General features: G+C 72.0%; 14 protein-coding genes. 9 read left to right on the top strand and 5 right to left on the bottom strand.

The features are described from left to right. Positions 1 to 75: 75 nt before the first annotated feature. Positions 76 to 843: a phosphoglyceromutase gene (locus ACIBJE_RS27800; protein ID WP_396753229.1), complete on the bottom strand. Its 768-nt coding sequence runs from the start codon at positions 841 to 843 to the stop codon at positions 76 to 78. 153 nt (positions 844 to 996) lie between these two features. On the opposite strand from ACIBJE_RS27800, the gene ACIBJE_RS27795 reads away from it, so the two are divergent. Then, positions 997 to 2,316 (top strand): MDR family MFS transporter, encoded by a 1,320-nt coding sequence (locus ACIBJE_RS27795; protein WP_396753228.1) that lies wholly within the window; start codon positions 997 to 999, stop codon positions 2,314 to 2,316. A gap of 424 nt (positions 2,317 to 2,740) precedes the next feature. On the opposite strand, the gene ACIBJE_RS27790 is transcribed toward ACIBJE_RS27795, so the two are convergent. From ACIBJE_RS27790 to mshA, 3 genes are all read right to left on the bottom strand, one after another. Then, a complete protein-coding gene (locus ACIBJE_RS27790) occupies positions 2,741 to 3,481 on the bottom strand; it encodes a hypothetical protein (protein ID WP_396753227.1) in 741 nt (246 codons plus the stop codon). A gap of 124 nt (positions 3,482 to 3,605) precedes the next feature. Then, positions 3,606 to 4,244, bottom strand: a complete 639-nt coding sequence (locus ACIBJE_RS27785) for a YbjN domain-containing protein (RefSeq protein WP_396753226.1) — start codon at positions 4,242 to 4,244, stop codon at positions 3,606 to 3,608. Between the two features lie 156 nt (positions 4,245 to 4,400). After that, positions 4,401 to 5,834 (bottom strand): D-inositol-3-phosphate glycosyltransferase, encoded by a 1,434-nt coding sequence (mshA, locus tag ACIBJE_RS27780; RefSeq protein ID WP_396753225.1) that lies wholly within the window; start codon positions 5,832 to 5,834, stop codon positions 4,401 to 4,403. Positions 5,835 to 5,976: 142 nt separating this feature from the next. Between mshA and ACIBJE_RS27775 the strand changes: the two genes are divergently transcribed. Next, complete coding sequence (locus tag ACIBJE_RS27775; RefSeq protein ID WP_396753224.1) at positions 5,977 to 6,741, top strand: SDR family NAD(P)-dependent oxidoreductase; 765 nt, start codon at positions 5,977 to 5,979, stop codon at positions 6,739 to 6,741. Beyond that, the gene (locus ACIBJE_RS27770) at positions 6,741 to 7,526 is read left to right on the top strand and encodes a class I SAM-dependent methyltransferase (RefSeq protein ID WP_396753223.1); all 786 of its coding nucleotides are present in this window, start codon (positions 6,741 to 6,743) and stop codon (positions 7,524 to 7,526) included. The genes ACIBJE_RS27775 and ACIBJE_RS27770 overlap by 1 nt, the downstream gene beginning before the upstream one ends. Positions 7,527 to 7,568: 42 nt before the next feature. Here ACIBJE_RS27770 and ACIBJE_RS27765 read toward each other — a convergent pair whose 3' ends face one another. Beyond that, entirely contained in the window at positions 7,569 to 8,660 is a 1,092-nt protein-coding gene (locus ACIBJE_RS27765) for a UDP-N-acetylmuramate dehydrogenase (RefSeq protein WP_396753222.1), read from the bottom strand. A 70-nt stretch (positions 8,661 to 8,730) separates the two neighbouring features. Between ACIBJE_RS27765 and ACIBJE_RS27760 the strand changes: the two genes are divergently transcribed. From ACIBJE_RS27760 to ACIBJE_RS27735, 6 genes are all read left to right on the top strand, one after another. Continuing rightward, entirely contained in the window at positions 8,731 to 9,495 is a 765-nt protein-coding gene (locus ACIBJE_RS27760; RefSeq protein ID WP_396753221.1) for a maleylpyruvate isomerase N-terminal domain-containing protein, read from the top strand. Between the two features lie 179 nt (positions 9,496 to 9,674). After that, a complete protein-coding gene (locus ACIBJE_RS27755) occupies positions 9,675 to 10,982 on the top strand; it encodes an ABC transporter substrate-binding protein (protein ID WP_396753220.1) in 1,308 nt (435 codons plus the stop codon). A gap of 23 nt (positions 10,983 to 11,005) precedes the next feature. After that, positions 11,006 to 11,971 carry a carbohydrate ABC transporter permease gene (locus ACIBJE_RS27750; RefSeq protein WP_396753276.1) on the top strand — a complete coding sequence of 322 codons (966 nt, stop codon included), beginning with the start codon at positions 11,006 to 11,008 and terminating at the stop codon, positions 11,969 to 11,971. Then, complete coding sequence (locus ACIBJE_RS27745; protein WP_396753219.1) at positions 11,968 to 12,801, top strand: carbohydrate ABC transporter permease; 834 nt, start codon at positions 11,968 to 11,970, stop codon at positions 12,799 to 12,801. Before ACIBJE_RS27750 ends, ACIBJE_RS27745 begins: the two co-directional genes overlap by 4 nt. Continuing rightward, the gene (locus tag ACIBJE_RS27740; RefSeq protein WP_396753218.1) at positions 12,798 to 14,168 is read left to right on the top strand and encodes a GH1 family beta-glucosidase; all 1,371 of its coding nucleotides are present in this window, start codon (positions 12,798 to 12,800) and stop codon (positions 14,166 to 14,168) included. Before ACIBJE_RS27745 ends, ACIBJE_RS27740 begins: the two co-directional genes overlap by 4 nt. Positions 14,169 to 14,186: 18 nt before the next feature. After that, on the top strand, positions 14,187 to 15,194 hold the full coding sequence (locus ACIBJE_RS27735) for a LacI family DNA-binding transcriptional regulator (RefSeq protein WP_396753217.1): 1,008 nt from the start codon (positions 14,187 to 14,189) through the stop codon (positions 15,192 to 15,194). Positions 15,195 to 15,366 lie beyond the last annotated feature (172 nt).

Here is a 15,366-nt window from a genome sequence, read left to right as displayed (position 1 = left end):
CCGGGGTGGTTGCAGGGGTCCCCTGCTACGCAAAAAGCGGTAACAAGGGACCCCTGCTAACACGCAGGCGGGTGGTCAGCGGCCCTGGTTGGCGACGGCCGCGGCGGCGGCCTTGGCAGCGGTCGGGTCGAGGTAGGTGCCGCCCAGGGTGAGCGGGCGCAGCTGCGGGTCGAGGTCGTAGCGCAGCGGGATCCCGGTGGGGATGTTCAGCTTGGCGATCTCGGTGTCCGAGATCTGGTCCAGGTGCTTGACCAGGGCACGCAGCGAGTTGCCGTGCGCGGCCACCAGGACCGTCCGGCCGGCGAGGATGTCCGGCACGATCGAGTCGTACCAGTACGGCAGCATCCGCTCGACGACGTCCTTGAGGCACTCGGTCCGCGGCATCAGCTCGGTCGGCAGCAGCGCGTACCGGGGGTCGCCGGCCTGGGACCACTCGTCGGCGTCGTCGATCGGCGGCGGCGGGGTGTCGTACGAGCGGCGCCAGAGCGTGAACTGCTCCTCGCCGTACTCGTCGAGGGTCTGCTTCTTGTTCTTGCCCTGCAGGGCGCCGTAGTGGCGCTCGTTGAGCCGCCAGGACCGGCGCGCCGCGATCCAGTGCCGGTCGGCGGCGTGCAGCGCCAGCTCGGACGTGCGGATCGCCCGGCGCAGCAGGCTGGTGTGCACGACGTCGGGGAGCAGGTCGTGCTCGCGCAGCAGCTCGCCGCCACGACGCGCCTCGGCCTCACCCTTGGCGGTCAGGTCGACGTCGACCCAGCCGGTGAAGAGGTTCTTGGCGTTCCAGTCGCTCTCGCCGTGCCGCAGCAGGACCAGCGTCCCGACGGTGGGCCCTTCGCTCACAGTCATGGGGATCATCCTGCCCGAACCGTGGTCCGGACACGCGGCGGGAGGTGGTGACGACCACCACGTGGAAAAGCGGGTGACCCGCGCAGGGGCCCGGGACTAGGTTGCGTAAGGCACTACACAACGATCGGTCATTACGACAGCGGGGGCGCGGGCGTGCGGACGGTACGGGGCTGGTTCCAGGAGACGACCGGCGGCCTACCGACCACCTTCTGGTATCTCTGGGCCGGCACCCTGATCAACCGGCTCGGCTCGTTCGTCCTGGTCTTCCTCGCCATCTATCTGACCCAGGAGCGCGGCTTCTCCGAACTCCAGGCCGGCCTGGTGCTGGGGCTCTGGGGTGTCGGCGGAGCGGTCGGCACGACCGTGGGCGGCATGCTCACCGACCGCTGGGGACGCAAGCCCACACTGCTCACCGCACATGTCGGCGCGGCCACCATGATGCTGGCGCTGGGCTTCGCCCGCCCGCTGTGGGCGGTGGCCACCGGGGCGTTGCTGCTCGGCCTCTTCGCCGAGGCCTCCCGGCCGGCCTTCGGGGCGATGATGATCGACGTGGTCCCGGAGCGGGACCGGCTCCGGGCCTTCTCCCTCAACTACTGGGCCATCAACCTCGGCTTCGCCAGTGCCGCCGTGCTCGCCGGTCTCGCCGCCGAGGTCGACTACCTGCTGCTCTTCGTCATCGACGCCGTCACCACGCTGACCACCGCCGTGGTCATCTTCGTCAAGGTGCGGGAGACCCGGCAGCCGAGCGTCCGGGTCGGCGGCGCGACCGCTCCCCGGGGTGCCCTGCGCACCATCCTCAGCGACCGGATCTACCTCGGCTTCGTGGCGCTCAACCTGCTCAGCGCGCTGATCTTCCTCCAGCACATCTCGATGCTGCCGATCGCCATGGGCGAGGACGGCCTCTCCACCACGACGTACGGATCGGTGATCGCGCTCAACGGCGTCCTGATCGTGGTGGGTCAGCTGTTCGTCCCCCGGCTGATCCGCGGGCGCAGCCGGTCCCACGTGCTCGCCCTCGCCGCCGTCGTGATGGGCGTCGGCTTCGGGCTGACCGCCTTCGCCGAGGCGGCCTGGTTCTACGGGCTCACCGTGTTGATCTGGACCCTCGGCGAGATGCTCAACTCCCCGTCGAACTCCACGCTGATCGCCGAACTCTCCCCGGCCGAGCTGCGCGGACGCTACCAGGGCGTGTTCTCGCTCTCCTGGCAGATCGCCGGGGCCGCCGCGCCGATCCTCGGCGGCCTGGTCCGGCAGGAGGCGGGCAACGTCACGCTCTGGCTGGGCTGCGCCGTGATCGGTGGGGTCATCGCCGCCGCCCACCTGCTCTCCGGGCCGGCCCGGGAACGGCGGGCCGTCGCGCTGCGCCCGTCGGCCGGCACGCCGGCCGAGCCGGCCACCGTCCTCGTGCCACCCGCCCCGCAGGCGGCGGAGGCCGCGGCGACCGCACCGGCCGAACCCTCCACGCCCCGCTGACGAACCCCGGGAGGCCGGCTCTCGGGAGTGGGGGGTCCAGGCGCCTGTTCCGTCCGGGCGGCCCGTGGAACGCGAAAGCGGGCGTCCTGCCCGACCTTGGTCGGATTGGACGCCCGCATCGCTCACCCGGCGGCGGCGGGCGACACTCACCCCCGTAAGCGTCGCCCGCTCGCGCCGCCGGTTCAACAGGTGGGCGCCGTCCCCCAACGGCGATGGTCCACCCGTCCCCCTACGTCACGCCTGGTGCGCGGATCTGCTCGATCCGCCGCTCCCCCGAACGTTTCCAAGCGCGGCGTAGGGCAATAAAGCTAGTTCGGTCAGTATCCGAAGACAACCGTTTCGGGCTGTCTCGCCGGTCACAGCCGGTTACCTGACTCCACCGTTGACAACGTCGGCATACCCGCCCCGCATTCCGGTAAACAGGTCACGCGTCCTCCCGATCGGGTGACTCGGTCCGGAAGAAGTTGCTGGGCCGGCCGTCCCGCAGCTGCTCCTGGTAGATCAGGTTCAGCCGACGCTCGTCGAAGGTGCGGAACCAGTCGTTCCAGGTGATCTGGCGCAGCCGCCGGCTCTCCCGGTACCCGGGAAGATCGAACGTCAGCACCCCGGCCCGACCGTCGCGCTCGGTACCGGTGATGGTGGCCGGTTTCGCCCCGCGTGCCCGCGCCCAGCGTTGGATCACGTCGTGGTTGGTGGTGACCAGACTGCGCCCGGGACGCTCCGGTCGGTCCGCGGTCGACTCGATCCGCTGGGACGAAGTCACCGACCGGGACGAGGCCCGCCCGGTGCGGGTGGCCGTCCGGCTCGGCGTCGCGGCCGCCCGGGTCTTCCGCTCCGACCTGCCCTGCCCGGCGCGGGTGGACGTCGTGGACGCCCCCGTGGACGCCGCCCGCGCCGGCGCGCTCCGCCGGCCGCCCGCGGCCGCCCGTCCGGACGGGCCGGTGCTCCGTTTGCCGGCTCCGCCGCGACGCTCCGCCCTCGCCAGGGCCTGCATCAGTTCCGGCTTGCGCAACCGGGAGACACCCGAGATCCCGTACGCCCGCAGCCGCTCACGGATCTCGTCCACCCGCAGTTGCGCGAGATCGGACGTGGAGGTCTGCCGACTTTCCGTCCGCCGTCTCGTCGTCGCGGTCCCGCCGCGACCAGAGCTGTTCCGCTGAGCCATGGGACGCTCACGCTCCTCGACAGTCCGTCGTCGCGGTGGGTCCCCGTGCCGCACCGCGCGATGTGCGGCATACCCGTCAGGCCGGTTCCGAACCGCCGGACGCCCCGGAACCGTCCGGCCCCGGTCACTCCGCCCGGTCGTCGTCGGTGCGGACCGCCGATCGGTCGGCGGTGGCTGACGGGCCGTCACCGGTGGCCGCCGGCCGTTCGCCGCCGCCGGTAGCCGCCGGCCGTTCGCCGTTGCTCGGCGACGGCGGTTCACCGGCGCTGGACGAGGGGACGAAGAGGTGGGCGAACGCGGCGAGGTTCGCGGTCGACTCGCCCCGCTTCACCCGCCACTCCCACTCGCGGCGGATCGCCGTGCCGAAGCCGATCTCCAACATCGTGTCGAACGACTCGTCCGCGTAGGTCAGCACCGCGCCGAGAAGCCGGTCCAACTCGTCGGCGTCCAGCCCGGCGAGGTTGACCCGGCCGGTCAGGTAGACGTCGCCCACGGTGTCGATCGAGAAAGCCACCCCGTACATGCGGGCGTTGCGTTGCAGGAGCCAGGCCCAGAGTTCCTCGCGCCGCTCATCCGGCTGACGCATCACGAACGCCTCGACGCGCAGCGCATGGTCGCCGACGACCAGGTTGCAGATCGTCTTCAGCTTGTGGGTGCCGGGCAGGGTGACCGCGACCGACGCGGGGCCGGTTGCCTCGTGCTCCAGCTCCCGCTCCGCGCAGTAGGCCCCGATCAGGGCGACAACCTCGCTCTTCGCGCTCATCGACCCCACTCTACGACCGCCGGCGGCGGCCCGCCCCGGTCCACCGGCTCGGGTCCACCCGCTCGGCCGGGCCGTCCGCTCGGGCGAGTCGGCCGCTCGGTAACGCCAGCCGCTCGGTCGAGTCCGCCGCTCGGCCGGGCCGTCCGCTCGGTCATGTCAGCCGCAGGAGAGCACCGCGCCGTCGGCGGCCAGTTCAGAGGTGAGCCGGTCCCGGTTGTCGGCGATCGTCTCCCGGTAGACCGCGAGCAGCCCGTGCACCGTCCGGTCCCAGGAGAAGTGCGCGGCGTGGCGCACCGCCCCCCGGGCCAGGGCCGTCAGCCGGGGCCGGTCCGGCAGGAGCTGCCCGATCGTGCCCGCCCAGGCGGTCGGGTCGTGCCCGTCGACCAGCACCCCGCTCACCTGGTCGCGGACCGCGGTCACCAGACCGCCGACGGCCGCCGCCACCACAGGTGTGCCGCAGGCCTGCGCCTCCAGGGCCACCAGGCCGAACGACTCGTTGTACGACGGCACCGCGACCAGGTCGGCGGCCCGGTACAGGGCCGGCAGGTCGTCCCCGGTGCACGGCGGCAGGAAGCGGATCCGGTCGGCGACCCCGAGGGTGGCGGCCAACTCGATCAACGAGGTCGGCCGGTCCAGGCCGCTCCCGCTGGGGCCACCCACGATGACCACGGTCACCTGGTCGGCGAGGAGCGGGTCACGGGCGCGCAACGCGGCGACCGCGCGCACCAGCACGTCCGGGGCCTTCAACGGTTGGATCCGGCCGACGAAGGCGACCACGTACCCCTCGGTGGGCAGGCCGAGCCGGCGGCGGGCGGCGCGCCGGGCCAGGACCGGGTCGCCCGCCGCGGGGCGGAACCGGTCCAGGTCGACACCGGGTTCGACCACGGTGACCCAGGCCGGTACGGCGTCGTACCGGTCGATCAGGTCGCGGGCCTCGACGCGGGTGTTGGCGACCAGCCGGTCCGCCTCGGCGACGACCTGCTCCTCGCCGATCACCCGGGCCTTCGGCTCGGGCCGGTCCCCGGCCGCGAGCTGGGCGTTCTTCACCTTGGCCAGGGTGTGCGCGGTGTGCACCAGCGGCACCCCCCAGCGCTCCTTCGCCAACCAGCCGACCTGCCCGGAGAGCCAGTAGTGGGAGTGGATGAGGTCGTACCAGCCGGGCGGGCGGGCCGCCTCGGCCCGCAGCACCCCGGCGGTGAAGGCGCAGAGCTGACCGGGAAGCTCCTCCTTGGTGAGCCCCTCCAACGGGCCGGACGTCACGTGCCGGACGTGCACGCCCGGTGCCATCTCGACCACCGGCGGCAGGTCACCGGAGGTGGCCCGGGTGAAGATGTCGACCTCCACACCGGCGGCGGCGAGCCGGCGGGCGACCTCCACGATGTAGACGTTCATCCCGCCCGCGTCGCCGGTGCCCGGTTGGTGCAACGGCGAGGTGTGCACGGAGATCGTGGCGATACGTCGGGGCCACGGCCGGGCACCACGCTGACGACCGACACCGGTGTGCATCTCCGCCACGTCCGCTCCCTCAACCACGGTGAATGCCGTCCGCACGACCGGCGCTTCTCGGTCAACCCGCACGCCGGATCCCATCTTCCCGATCAGCGTCGGGAAATGTGTCCGGGCGTCCGGCGAGCGTGACGGACCTCATCGGTGACGGAGGTCATCCGGCACCGGACGGACGGATCCGGGCCGCGAGGGACGCACCTCGCACCCGGGAGACGACAATGGCCGGATGACCCCTGTCGCCATCGTCACCGGAGCGTCGAGCGGGATCGGCGCGGCCACCGCCCGCCGGCTCGCCACCGAGGGCTTCCACGTGCTCGCCGCCGCACGCCGCGTCGACCGGTTGGCCGACCTGGTCACCGGGATCGCCGCGGCCGGTGGCTCGGCCACGGCCGTCGCGTGCGACGTCACCTCCGACGAGTCCGTGGCCGAGCTGGCCGCCGCCGTCGAGCGGGCCCCCGGGCCGGTCACCCTGCTGGTCAACAACGCCGGGGGCGCCCGTGGGCTCGACCCGGTGGAGTCCGGCTCGATCGGCGACTGGCAGTGGATGTACGACGTGAACGTGCTCGGCACCCTCCGGGTGACCCAGGCGGTGCTGCCCGCGCTGGAACGCTCCGGCGCCGGCACGATCGTGATCGTCAGCTCCACCGCCGGGCTCGGCGTGTACGAGGGCGGCGGCGGGTACGTTGCCGCCAAGCACGCCCAGACCGCGGTCGCCGGCACGCTCCGGCTGGAACTCTGCGGCCGACCGGTCCGCGTGGTGGAGATCGACCCCGGCATGGTGCGGACCGACGAGTTCTCCCTGGTCCGCTTCGACGGCGACGCCGAGCGCGCGGCGTCGGTCTACGCCGGGGTGGCCGAGCCGCTGGTCGCCGACGACGTGGCGGACTGCATCGCCTGGTGCGCCACCCGCCCCCAGCACGTCAACGTCGACCGCCTGGTGGTCCGGCCGCTGGCTCAGGCCGCCCAGCACAAGGTGCACCGGGTGGGCTAGTGGCACAGCGACCCCAGGGCGTGGTCACCCGGGGGACGACCAACCCGAACCGGCTCCGCCGGGTGGACAACTGGATCGTCGCGACCTGCGGCGACCAGCTCCGCGCGGCGACCGATCCGCTGGTCGTCGACCTGGGGTACGGCGCGACACCGGTCACCGCCGTGGAACTGCGGGCCCGGTTGGCCGCCGGGGTCCGCGCCGACGTACGGCTGGTCGGCCTGGAGATCGATCCGGCGCGGGTGGTCGCCGCCGCCCCCGCCGCCGACCCGCCCCGGCTCACCTTCGCCCGGGGCGGCTTCGAGCTGGCCGGACTCCGGCCCGCCCTGGTCCGCGCGTTCAACGTGCTCCGCCAGTACGACGAACGCGACGTCGCCGCCGCCTGGCGGACGATGACCGCCGCGCTCGCCCCGGGCGGGTTGCTGGTCGAGGGGACCTGCGACGAACTGGGCCGGCTCGGCGGCTGGGTGCTGCTCGACGCCGACGGCCCGCGCTCGCTCACCCTGGCCGCCCGGCTCTCCGCCCTGGACACCCCGGCCACCCTGGCGGAACGGTTGCCCAAGGCGCTGATCCACCGCAACGTCCCCGGTGAACGCGTGCACGAACTGGTCCGGGCGCTCGACGACGGTTGGCGGGCGACGGCGGCGTACGCGCCCTTCGGCCCCCGGCAGCGCTGGGTGCAGACGGTGGCGGGCCTACGCGAGGCGGGCTGGCCGCTGCTGGACCGTCCCCGCCGCTGGCGACTCGGTGAACTCACCGTCCCGTGGTCCGCCGTGGCCCCGCGGTAACAAGGGTCCCCTGCTACCACCTCAGCCCGCCAGGGGGCCGGCTCAGACCACGCAGTTGACCAGGACGGGCTCCGGGCGCAGGGTGACGCCGAAACGGTCGTGCACCCCGTCGCGGATCTGCCGGGCCAGGGTGATCAGGGCGGCGGTGCTGGCGGTGCCGGAGCGGTTGGTCAGCGCCAGGGTGTGCTTGCCGGAGATGGCCACCCCCTCCGGCCCCGGGTGCCCCTTGGCGAAGCCGGCCTTGTCGATCAGCCAGGCGGCGCTGACCTTGACCACGTCCCCCGCGCCTGGCCAGGACGGCGGTTCGCCCAGATCGGCGGCGCGCTCCCGGAGCAGCTCGTATGCGGGGCGGTCGAGCACCGGGTTGGTGAAGAAGGAACCCACCGAACGGGTGTCCGGGTCGGTCGGATCGAGCACCATGCCCTTGCCGGCGCGCAGCCGGCGTACGGTCTCGCGGGCGTCGGCCAGCGGCACCCGGTCGCCGACCTCGACCCCGAGCGCCCGGGCCAGTTCGGCGTAGCGGACCGGGGTGGACAGCGGAGAGCGGTGCAGTCGGAAGTCGACGGAGAGCACCACCCAGCGGTCGCTGTACCGGAAGACGCTGGACCGGTACGCGAACCCGCAGTCGGCCACCTCGATCCGGCCGACGGTGCCCTCGTGGCAGTCGTAGACCTGGACGCCGGTGATCGTCTCGGCGACCTCCTGGCCGTACGCGCCGACGTTCTGGATCGGGGTGGCGCCGGCCGAGCCGGGGATGCCGGCGAGGCACTCCACCCCCGACCAGCCGTTGGCGACGGTGGTGGCCACCAGGTCGTCCCAGGGTTCGCCGGCGGCGACCCGGAGGGTCACCGTGTCGGCGTCCTCGGCGACGACCCGGAAGCCCCGGGAGCGGACCAGGACGGCGGTGCCGTCGAATCCGGCGTCCCCGATCACCAGGTTGCTGCCACCGGCGACCAGGAGGACCGGTTCGTCGCGCCGGTACGCCTCGCGCACCCTCTGTACGATTTCCTCGGCGCTGGCAGCGGTCACGAGTCGGTTCGCCACACCACCGAGCCGCAGGGTGGTGTATCTCGCCAGGGAACGGGCGTCGGCGGAATCGGTGTCAGCTGTCGGCTGGGCGTAGGCGTCTGGCACGCCTTTCACCCTAGGCTGGGCAACAACCGTGACATGGCACAGGTGGCACGGTCACCCCGGGAGGATCGCGATGAGCAGACCGCACGTCAGCAAGGATTTCTGGATCGGCGCGCTCCGGACAGAGGGCCCGGCGTTCGCAGCCGCCGTGGCCGAGGCGCCGCCGGAGACGCCCGTCCTCTCCCGCCCCGGCTGGACGGTCACCGACCTCGTCCTGGATCTCGCCGGGGTCTACCGGTTCGCCCACGAGCGGGTCGCCGCGGGGCAGGCCACCGCTCCGGCGGCGCCGCGCCCGGAGCGTCCCGAGGTGCCCGCCGGTGCCACCCCGTTGCAGGTCTGGCAGGAGTCGTACGACCGCTTGCTGGCGCTCCTCGACGGCCTGGACCCGGAGGTGCCGGCGTGGAACTGGGCGCCGCAGCCGAAGCGGGCCGGCTTCTGGCTGCGCCGGACGGCGCACGAGACCGCGATCCACCGCTGGGAGGCGCAGCTCGCCATCGCGGCGGGTGAGCCGATCGAGGCGAAGCTCGCCGCCGACGGGGTGAGCGAGGTGCTGGACACCTTCCTGCCGGCGGGCCGGCGTCCGGCGCCCGGCCAGTGGCGCGGGGTGGTGCAGCTGGTGGCGACCGACGCGGGGCAGGAGTGGTTCCTGCGGCTGCGCGGCGAGGGGGTGGCGCTGCTGGACACCGGCACCATCCTCGACCACGACGACCACCACGCGCGGGCGCACGCGGTGGGCACCGCCAGCGACCTGCTGCTGGCACTGCGGGGCCGGGTGGACTTCGGCACCCTGGAGGTGACCGGGGACCGCTCGCTGTTGGCGGGGCTGCGGGTGGTCTGACCGCCGGGACGGCGGCGACGAGGCGGGGGCGCGATCGCCCCCGCCTTTTTCGACATATGGACGGAGAGCGCTCTCTTGACAGGGGTCCCGGGACCCACCACCCTTGCGTGAGAGCGCTCTCTCACCACCAACCGGCTCACCGCCGCAGCACATACCGACCTGAGAGGGGTCCGATACAGATGGGTGCCAATCCGCGCCGCCGCCTGGCGGCGATCGCCCTGGTCGCGGCCACCGCGTTGCTCGCCCCCACCGCCTGCGGCGGGAGCGACGAGCCCGCCGAGGACGGCAAGATCACGCTGACCGTCGACGTCTTCGGCCAGTTCGGCTACGAGGAGCTGTACCGGGAGTACGAGGCCGCCAACCCCAACATCAAGATCGTCGAGCGGGGCACCGGCGGCAACCTCGACGAGTACTCGCCGAAGCTGACCCAGTGGCTGGCCGCCGGCAAGGGTGCGGGGGACGTGGTCGCCATCGAAGAGGGGTTGATGGTCGAGTACAAGGCCAACCCCGACAACTTCGTCAACCTGCTCGACCACGGCGCCGGTGAACTGAAGGGCAACTTCCTGGAGTGGAACTGGAACCAGGGCCTCACCGCCGACGGCAAGCACCTCATCGGTCTCGGCACCGACGTCGGCGGCATGGCGATCTGCTACCGCAAGGACCTCTTCGCCAAGGCCGGACTGCCCACCGAACGGGACGAGGTCTCCAAGCTCTGGCCGACCTGGGCGGACTACATCACGGTCGGTGAGCAGTTCAAGGCGAAGAACACCGGCGCTTCCTTCCTCGACGCCGCCACCAACATCTTCAACACCATCGTGCTCCAGGCCGCCGGCAACGGGCCGGGCTACCACTACTACGACACCAGCGGCAAGCTGGTGGTCGACAGCAACCCGGCGGTCCGGCAGGCCTGGGACACCACGATGGACATCGTCGACTCCGGGCTCTCCGGCAAGTACGGCTCCTGGTCGGAGGAGTGGGTCTCCGCGTTCAAGCAGGCCAAGTTCGCCACCATCGCCTGCCCGGCCTGGATGACCGGCGTCATCGAGGGCAACGCCGGCCCGGCCGCCAAGGGCAAGTGGGACATCGCCCGGGTGCCCGGCGAGGGTGGCAACTGGGGCGGCTCGCACCTGGCCGTGCCGAAGCAGAGCAAGCACCAGGCCGAGGCGATCGCGCTGGTCAAGTTCCTGACCGACGCCAAGGGGCAGATCGGCGCGTTCAAGACCAAGGGCCGACTGCCGTCGTCCACCCAGGCGCTGACCGACCCGGCGATCCTCGACGCGAAGAACCCGTACTTCTCCGACGCCCCGGTCGGGCAGATCTTCGCCGAGGGCGCCAAGACCCTGAAGCCGGTCTACATGGGTCCGAAGAACCAGGCGGTCCGGACCGAGGTGGAGAACGCCGTCCGCACCGTCGAGCTCGGTCAGCGCAGCCCCGAGGAGGGCTGGAAGGACGCGGTGAACAACGCCAAGAAGGCCGCCGACAAGTGACCGTCGGACTCCAACGGCCACCGGTGGGGGCCCCGACGCCCCCACCGGCCCGGCCCCCGAAGGGGGTACGCCTCGCCCGGCTCGACCAGCGCTGGTCGCCGTACCTCTACATCGCGCCGTTCTTCCTGCTCTTCGGGGTTTTCGGGCTCTACCCGCTGGGCTACACGTTCTGGGTGTCGTTGCACGACTGGGATCTGCTCGGCAGTGACCACCCGTTCGTGGGCATGGAGAACTACACCAAGCTGATGGCCGACGCGGACTTCTGGCACGCGGTGGTCAACACCCTGGGGATCTTCGTCATCTCCACCGTCCCGCAGCTGCTCGCCGCGCTCTGGCTGGCGAACCTGCTCAACCGGCAACTGCGGGCACGGACGATGTTCCGGATGACGGTGCTGGTGCCGAACGTGACCTCGACCGCCGCCGTGGCGATCGTCTTCGGCGTGCTCTTCGGCCGCGAGTTCGGCATGGTCAACTGGCTGCTCGACCTGGTCGGGATGGACCCGGTCGGCTGGAAGTCCGACCGGTTCGCCTCCTGGGTGGCCATCTCGGCCATGGTCGACTGGCGGTGGACCGGCTACAACGCGCTGATCTTCCTGGCCGCGATGCAGGCGATCCCCCGCGACCTGTACGAGTCGGCGGCGATCGACGGGGCCAACCGCGTCCGGCAGTTCTGGTCGATCACCGTGCCGCTCCTCAAGCCAACCATCATCTTCACCGTCATCATCTCCACCATCGGCGGGCTGCAACTCTTCACCGAGCCCCGCCTCTTCCACTCCGGCACCAACCCGATCCGGGGCGGACCGATGCGGGAGTCGCAGACGGTGACCATGTACATGTTCGAGAACGCCTTCGCCCCCCACTACAACTTCGGCTACGGCTCGGCGGTGGCCTGGCTGCTCTTCGCGCTGATCGCGGTCGTGGCGGCGATCAACGTACTGATGCTGCGCCGGCTCGCCGGCGGCGGACGGAAGAAGGAGGGTGGCCGATGAACCGGCTCTGGTCGGCCAGCCGGCTCACCTACGCGGCGCTGATCGTCGCCGGCTTCCTGTCGATCTTCCCGATCTACTGGATGTTCGTGGTGGCCAGCCGCTCCAGCGACGCGATGGGGCAGGTCCCGCCCCCGGTCACTCCGGGCGGCAACCTCGGGGCGAACATCGCCCGGCTCTTCGACAACACCGACGCGTACTTCCTGGCCGGTCTGATCAACTCGGCGATCGTGGCCACCACGGTCACCGTCTCGGTGGTGTTCTTCTCCACCCTGGCCGGGTTCGCGTTCGCCAAGCTGCGCTTCAAGGGACGCAACGCGCTGCTGCTGGTGATCGTGGCGACCATGATGGTCCCCACCCAGCTCGGCGTCATCCCGCTCTACCTGCTGATGACCAAGCTGAACTGGAACGACCGGCTGCCGGCGGTGATCGTCCCGGCCCTGGTCACCGGCTTCGGCGTGTTCATGATGCGGCAGTACGCCGGCCAGGCGATCAGCAACGAACTGATCGAGGCGGCCCGGGTGGACGGTTGCAGCACCGCCCGGATCTACTGGAACGTGGTACTGCCCGCGCTCCGGCCGGCCACCGCGGTGCTGGGGCTGCTCACCTTCATGACCACCTGGAACGACTTCCTGTGGCCGTACGCGGTACTCAACGACCCGGAGAACCCGACCGTGCAACTATCGTTGCGAGCACTCTCGGACGGCTACTACCAGGACATGTCGCAGGTGTTCACCGGGACTGCCATCGCCACCCTGCCCCTGCTGCTCGTCTTCGTCCTGTTCGGCCGCCAGATCATCGGCGGAATCATGGAAGGTGCGGTCAAGGCTTGAACACGCTGCGATTTCCCGAGGGGTTCGTCTGGGGAGCGGCCACCGCCGCGTACCAGATCGAGGGCGCGGCCCACGACGACGGTCGCACCCCGTCGATCTGGGACACCTTCAGCCGTACGCCGGGGAAGGTCTTCCAGGGGCACACCGGCGACGTGGCCTGCGACCACTACCACCGCTACCGGGACGACGTGGCGCTGATGGCGGAACTGGGGCTGCAGGCGTACCGCTTCTCGGTGGCCTGGTCCCGGATCCGGCCGGACGGCACCGGCCCGGTCAACCCGCGCGGCCTGGACTTCTACGACCGGCTGGTGGACTCCCTCGCCGAGCGGGGCATCGATCCGATCGTCACGCTCTACCACTGGGACCTGCCACAGATCCTCGAGGACCGGGGCGGCTGGACCAACCGGGAGACCGCCGAGCACTTCGCCGAGTACGCCACCGCCGTCCACGCCCGCCTCGGCGACCGGGTGCGCACCTGGACCACGCTCAACGAGCCGTGGTGCTCGGCGTACCTGGGCTACGGCAGCGGGATCCACGCGCCCGGGGTGCAGGACGCCGGGGCGGCCTTCACCGCCGTGCACCACCTGCTGCTCGGGCACGGCCTGGCGGCCCGCGCGCTCCGCGCGGCCGGCGCGCAGACCGTCTCGATCACCCTCAACCCGGCGGACGTCCAGCCGGCCGATCCGAACAGCGCGGCCGACGCCGCCGCGGTCCGCCTGGTCGACGGCATGCAGAACCGGATCTTCCTGGACCCGCTGACCGGTGCGGGCTATCCGGAGGACATGCTGACCCACATCGCCCGGCACGTCGAGCCGACCTTCATCCGCGACGGCGACGAGAAGACCATCGCCGCGCCGATCGACCTGCTCGGCATCAACTTCTACCAGCCCACCTACGTGGCCGGGCGGCCCGACGCGGCCGGGGGCGGCGGGACCTGGCCGGGCACCGACGGGGCGGTGGAGTTCCTGCCGGCGGCCGGTCCGCTCACCGAGATGGGCTGGTCGATCGAGCCGGCCGGGCTGGCCCGCCTGCTGGAGCGGATCCACACCGACTACCCCGGCCTGCCGATGATGATCACCGAGAACGGCGGGGCCTTCCCCGACCCGGTCCGCCCCGGCGACGGGCAGGTGGCCGACGACGACCGGATCGCCTACCTCGACGGGCACCTGCGGGCGGCGCACGAGGCGATCGGCCGGGGCGTGGACCTGCGCGGCTATCTCGTATGGTCGTTGCTGGACAACTTCGAGTGGGCCGAGGGCTACCGGAAGCGGTTCGGGATCGTCCACGTCGACTACCTGACCCAGCGGCGGACCCCGAAGGCCAGCGCCCGGTGGTACCAGGAGGTGATCTCCCGGAACGGGCTGTGACGAGCGGTGGTGACGGGGATGACGACGGCGCAGCGACCCACGCTGGAGGCGGTGGCCCGACGGGCCGGGGTGTCGCGGGCGACCGTGTCACGGGTGGTCAACGGCTCGACCACGGTCGCCGAACCGATCCGGGCCGCGGTGCACCAGGCCGTGGCCGAGCTGGGGTACGTGCCGAACCTGGCCGCCCGCAGCCTGGTCACCCAGCGGACCGACTCGATCGCGCTGATCATGCCCGAGGCGGCCACCCGGGTCTTCTCCGACGACCAGGTCTTCCCCGGCATCATCCGGGGGGTCAGCCAGGAGCTGGAGGCCGCCGACAAGCAGCTCGTGCTGATGCTCGCCGGCTCGCCGGCCGGACGGGAGCGGGTGGAGCGGTACACCACCGGCCGCCACGTCGACGGGGTGCTCTTCGCCTCGCTGCACGGCGCCGACCCGCTCCCCGCCCGCCTCGCCCGGCTGGGCATCCCGGTGGTGTGCAGCGGGCGCGGGCTCGGCGACTCCCCGGTCCCGTACGTCGACGTGGACCACGTCGGCGGGGTGACCCGCGCGGTGCGGTACCTGGTCGAGACCGGCCGTCGGCGGATCGCCACCATCGCCGGCCCGCAGGACATGGTCGCCGGCATCGAGCGCCTCACCGGTTACCGGGACACCGTCGCCGCCGCCGGCCTGCCCGAGCTGGTCGCGTACGGCGACTTCACCCGCGAGTCCGGGGCGGCGGCGATGCGCCAACTCCTCGCCGCCGACCCCGACCTGGACGCCGTCTTCGCCGCCAGCGACCTGATGGCGCACGCCGCCCTGCGGACGCTCCGCGAGGCCGGACGGCGGGTGCCGGAGGACGTGGCCGTGATCGGCTTCGACGACATCGAGACGGCTGCCTACACCGAGCCGCCGCTGACCACCGTCCGGCAGCCGATCCTGGAACTGGGCCGGGCCGGCACCCGCCAGGTGCTGCGCATCGCCGCCGGCGAGACCGTCGAACCCGCCCTGATCCTCCCCACCGAACTGGTGCTGCGGGCCTCCGCCTGACCCTCCGCTTCCGTCTCTCCCCCGTCGCCCGCCGCCCGCAAGATCGACACGGATTGCGGCATGTCGGGGTGTCGCCCCACCTTGGGTTCAAGTGGTTGTTGCAACGGGGTGGATTCTCGTGAGGATGAGGGTTCATGCCAGGGAGACGGTTGTCGTCCGCGGAGCGGGCGCA

Source organism: Micromonospora sp. NPDC050187, assembly GCF_044459745.1.
GTDB lineage: Bacteria > Actinomycetota > Actinomycetes > Mycobacteriales > Micromonosporaceae > Micromonospora.
Note: the sequence above shows the minus strand (reverse complement) of the source record. Positions and strands in the feature narration are given on the sequence as shown.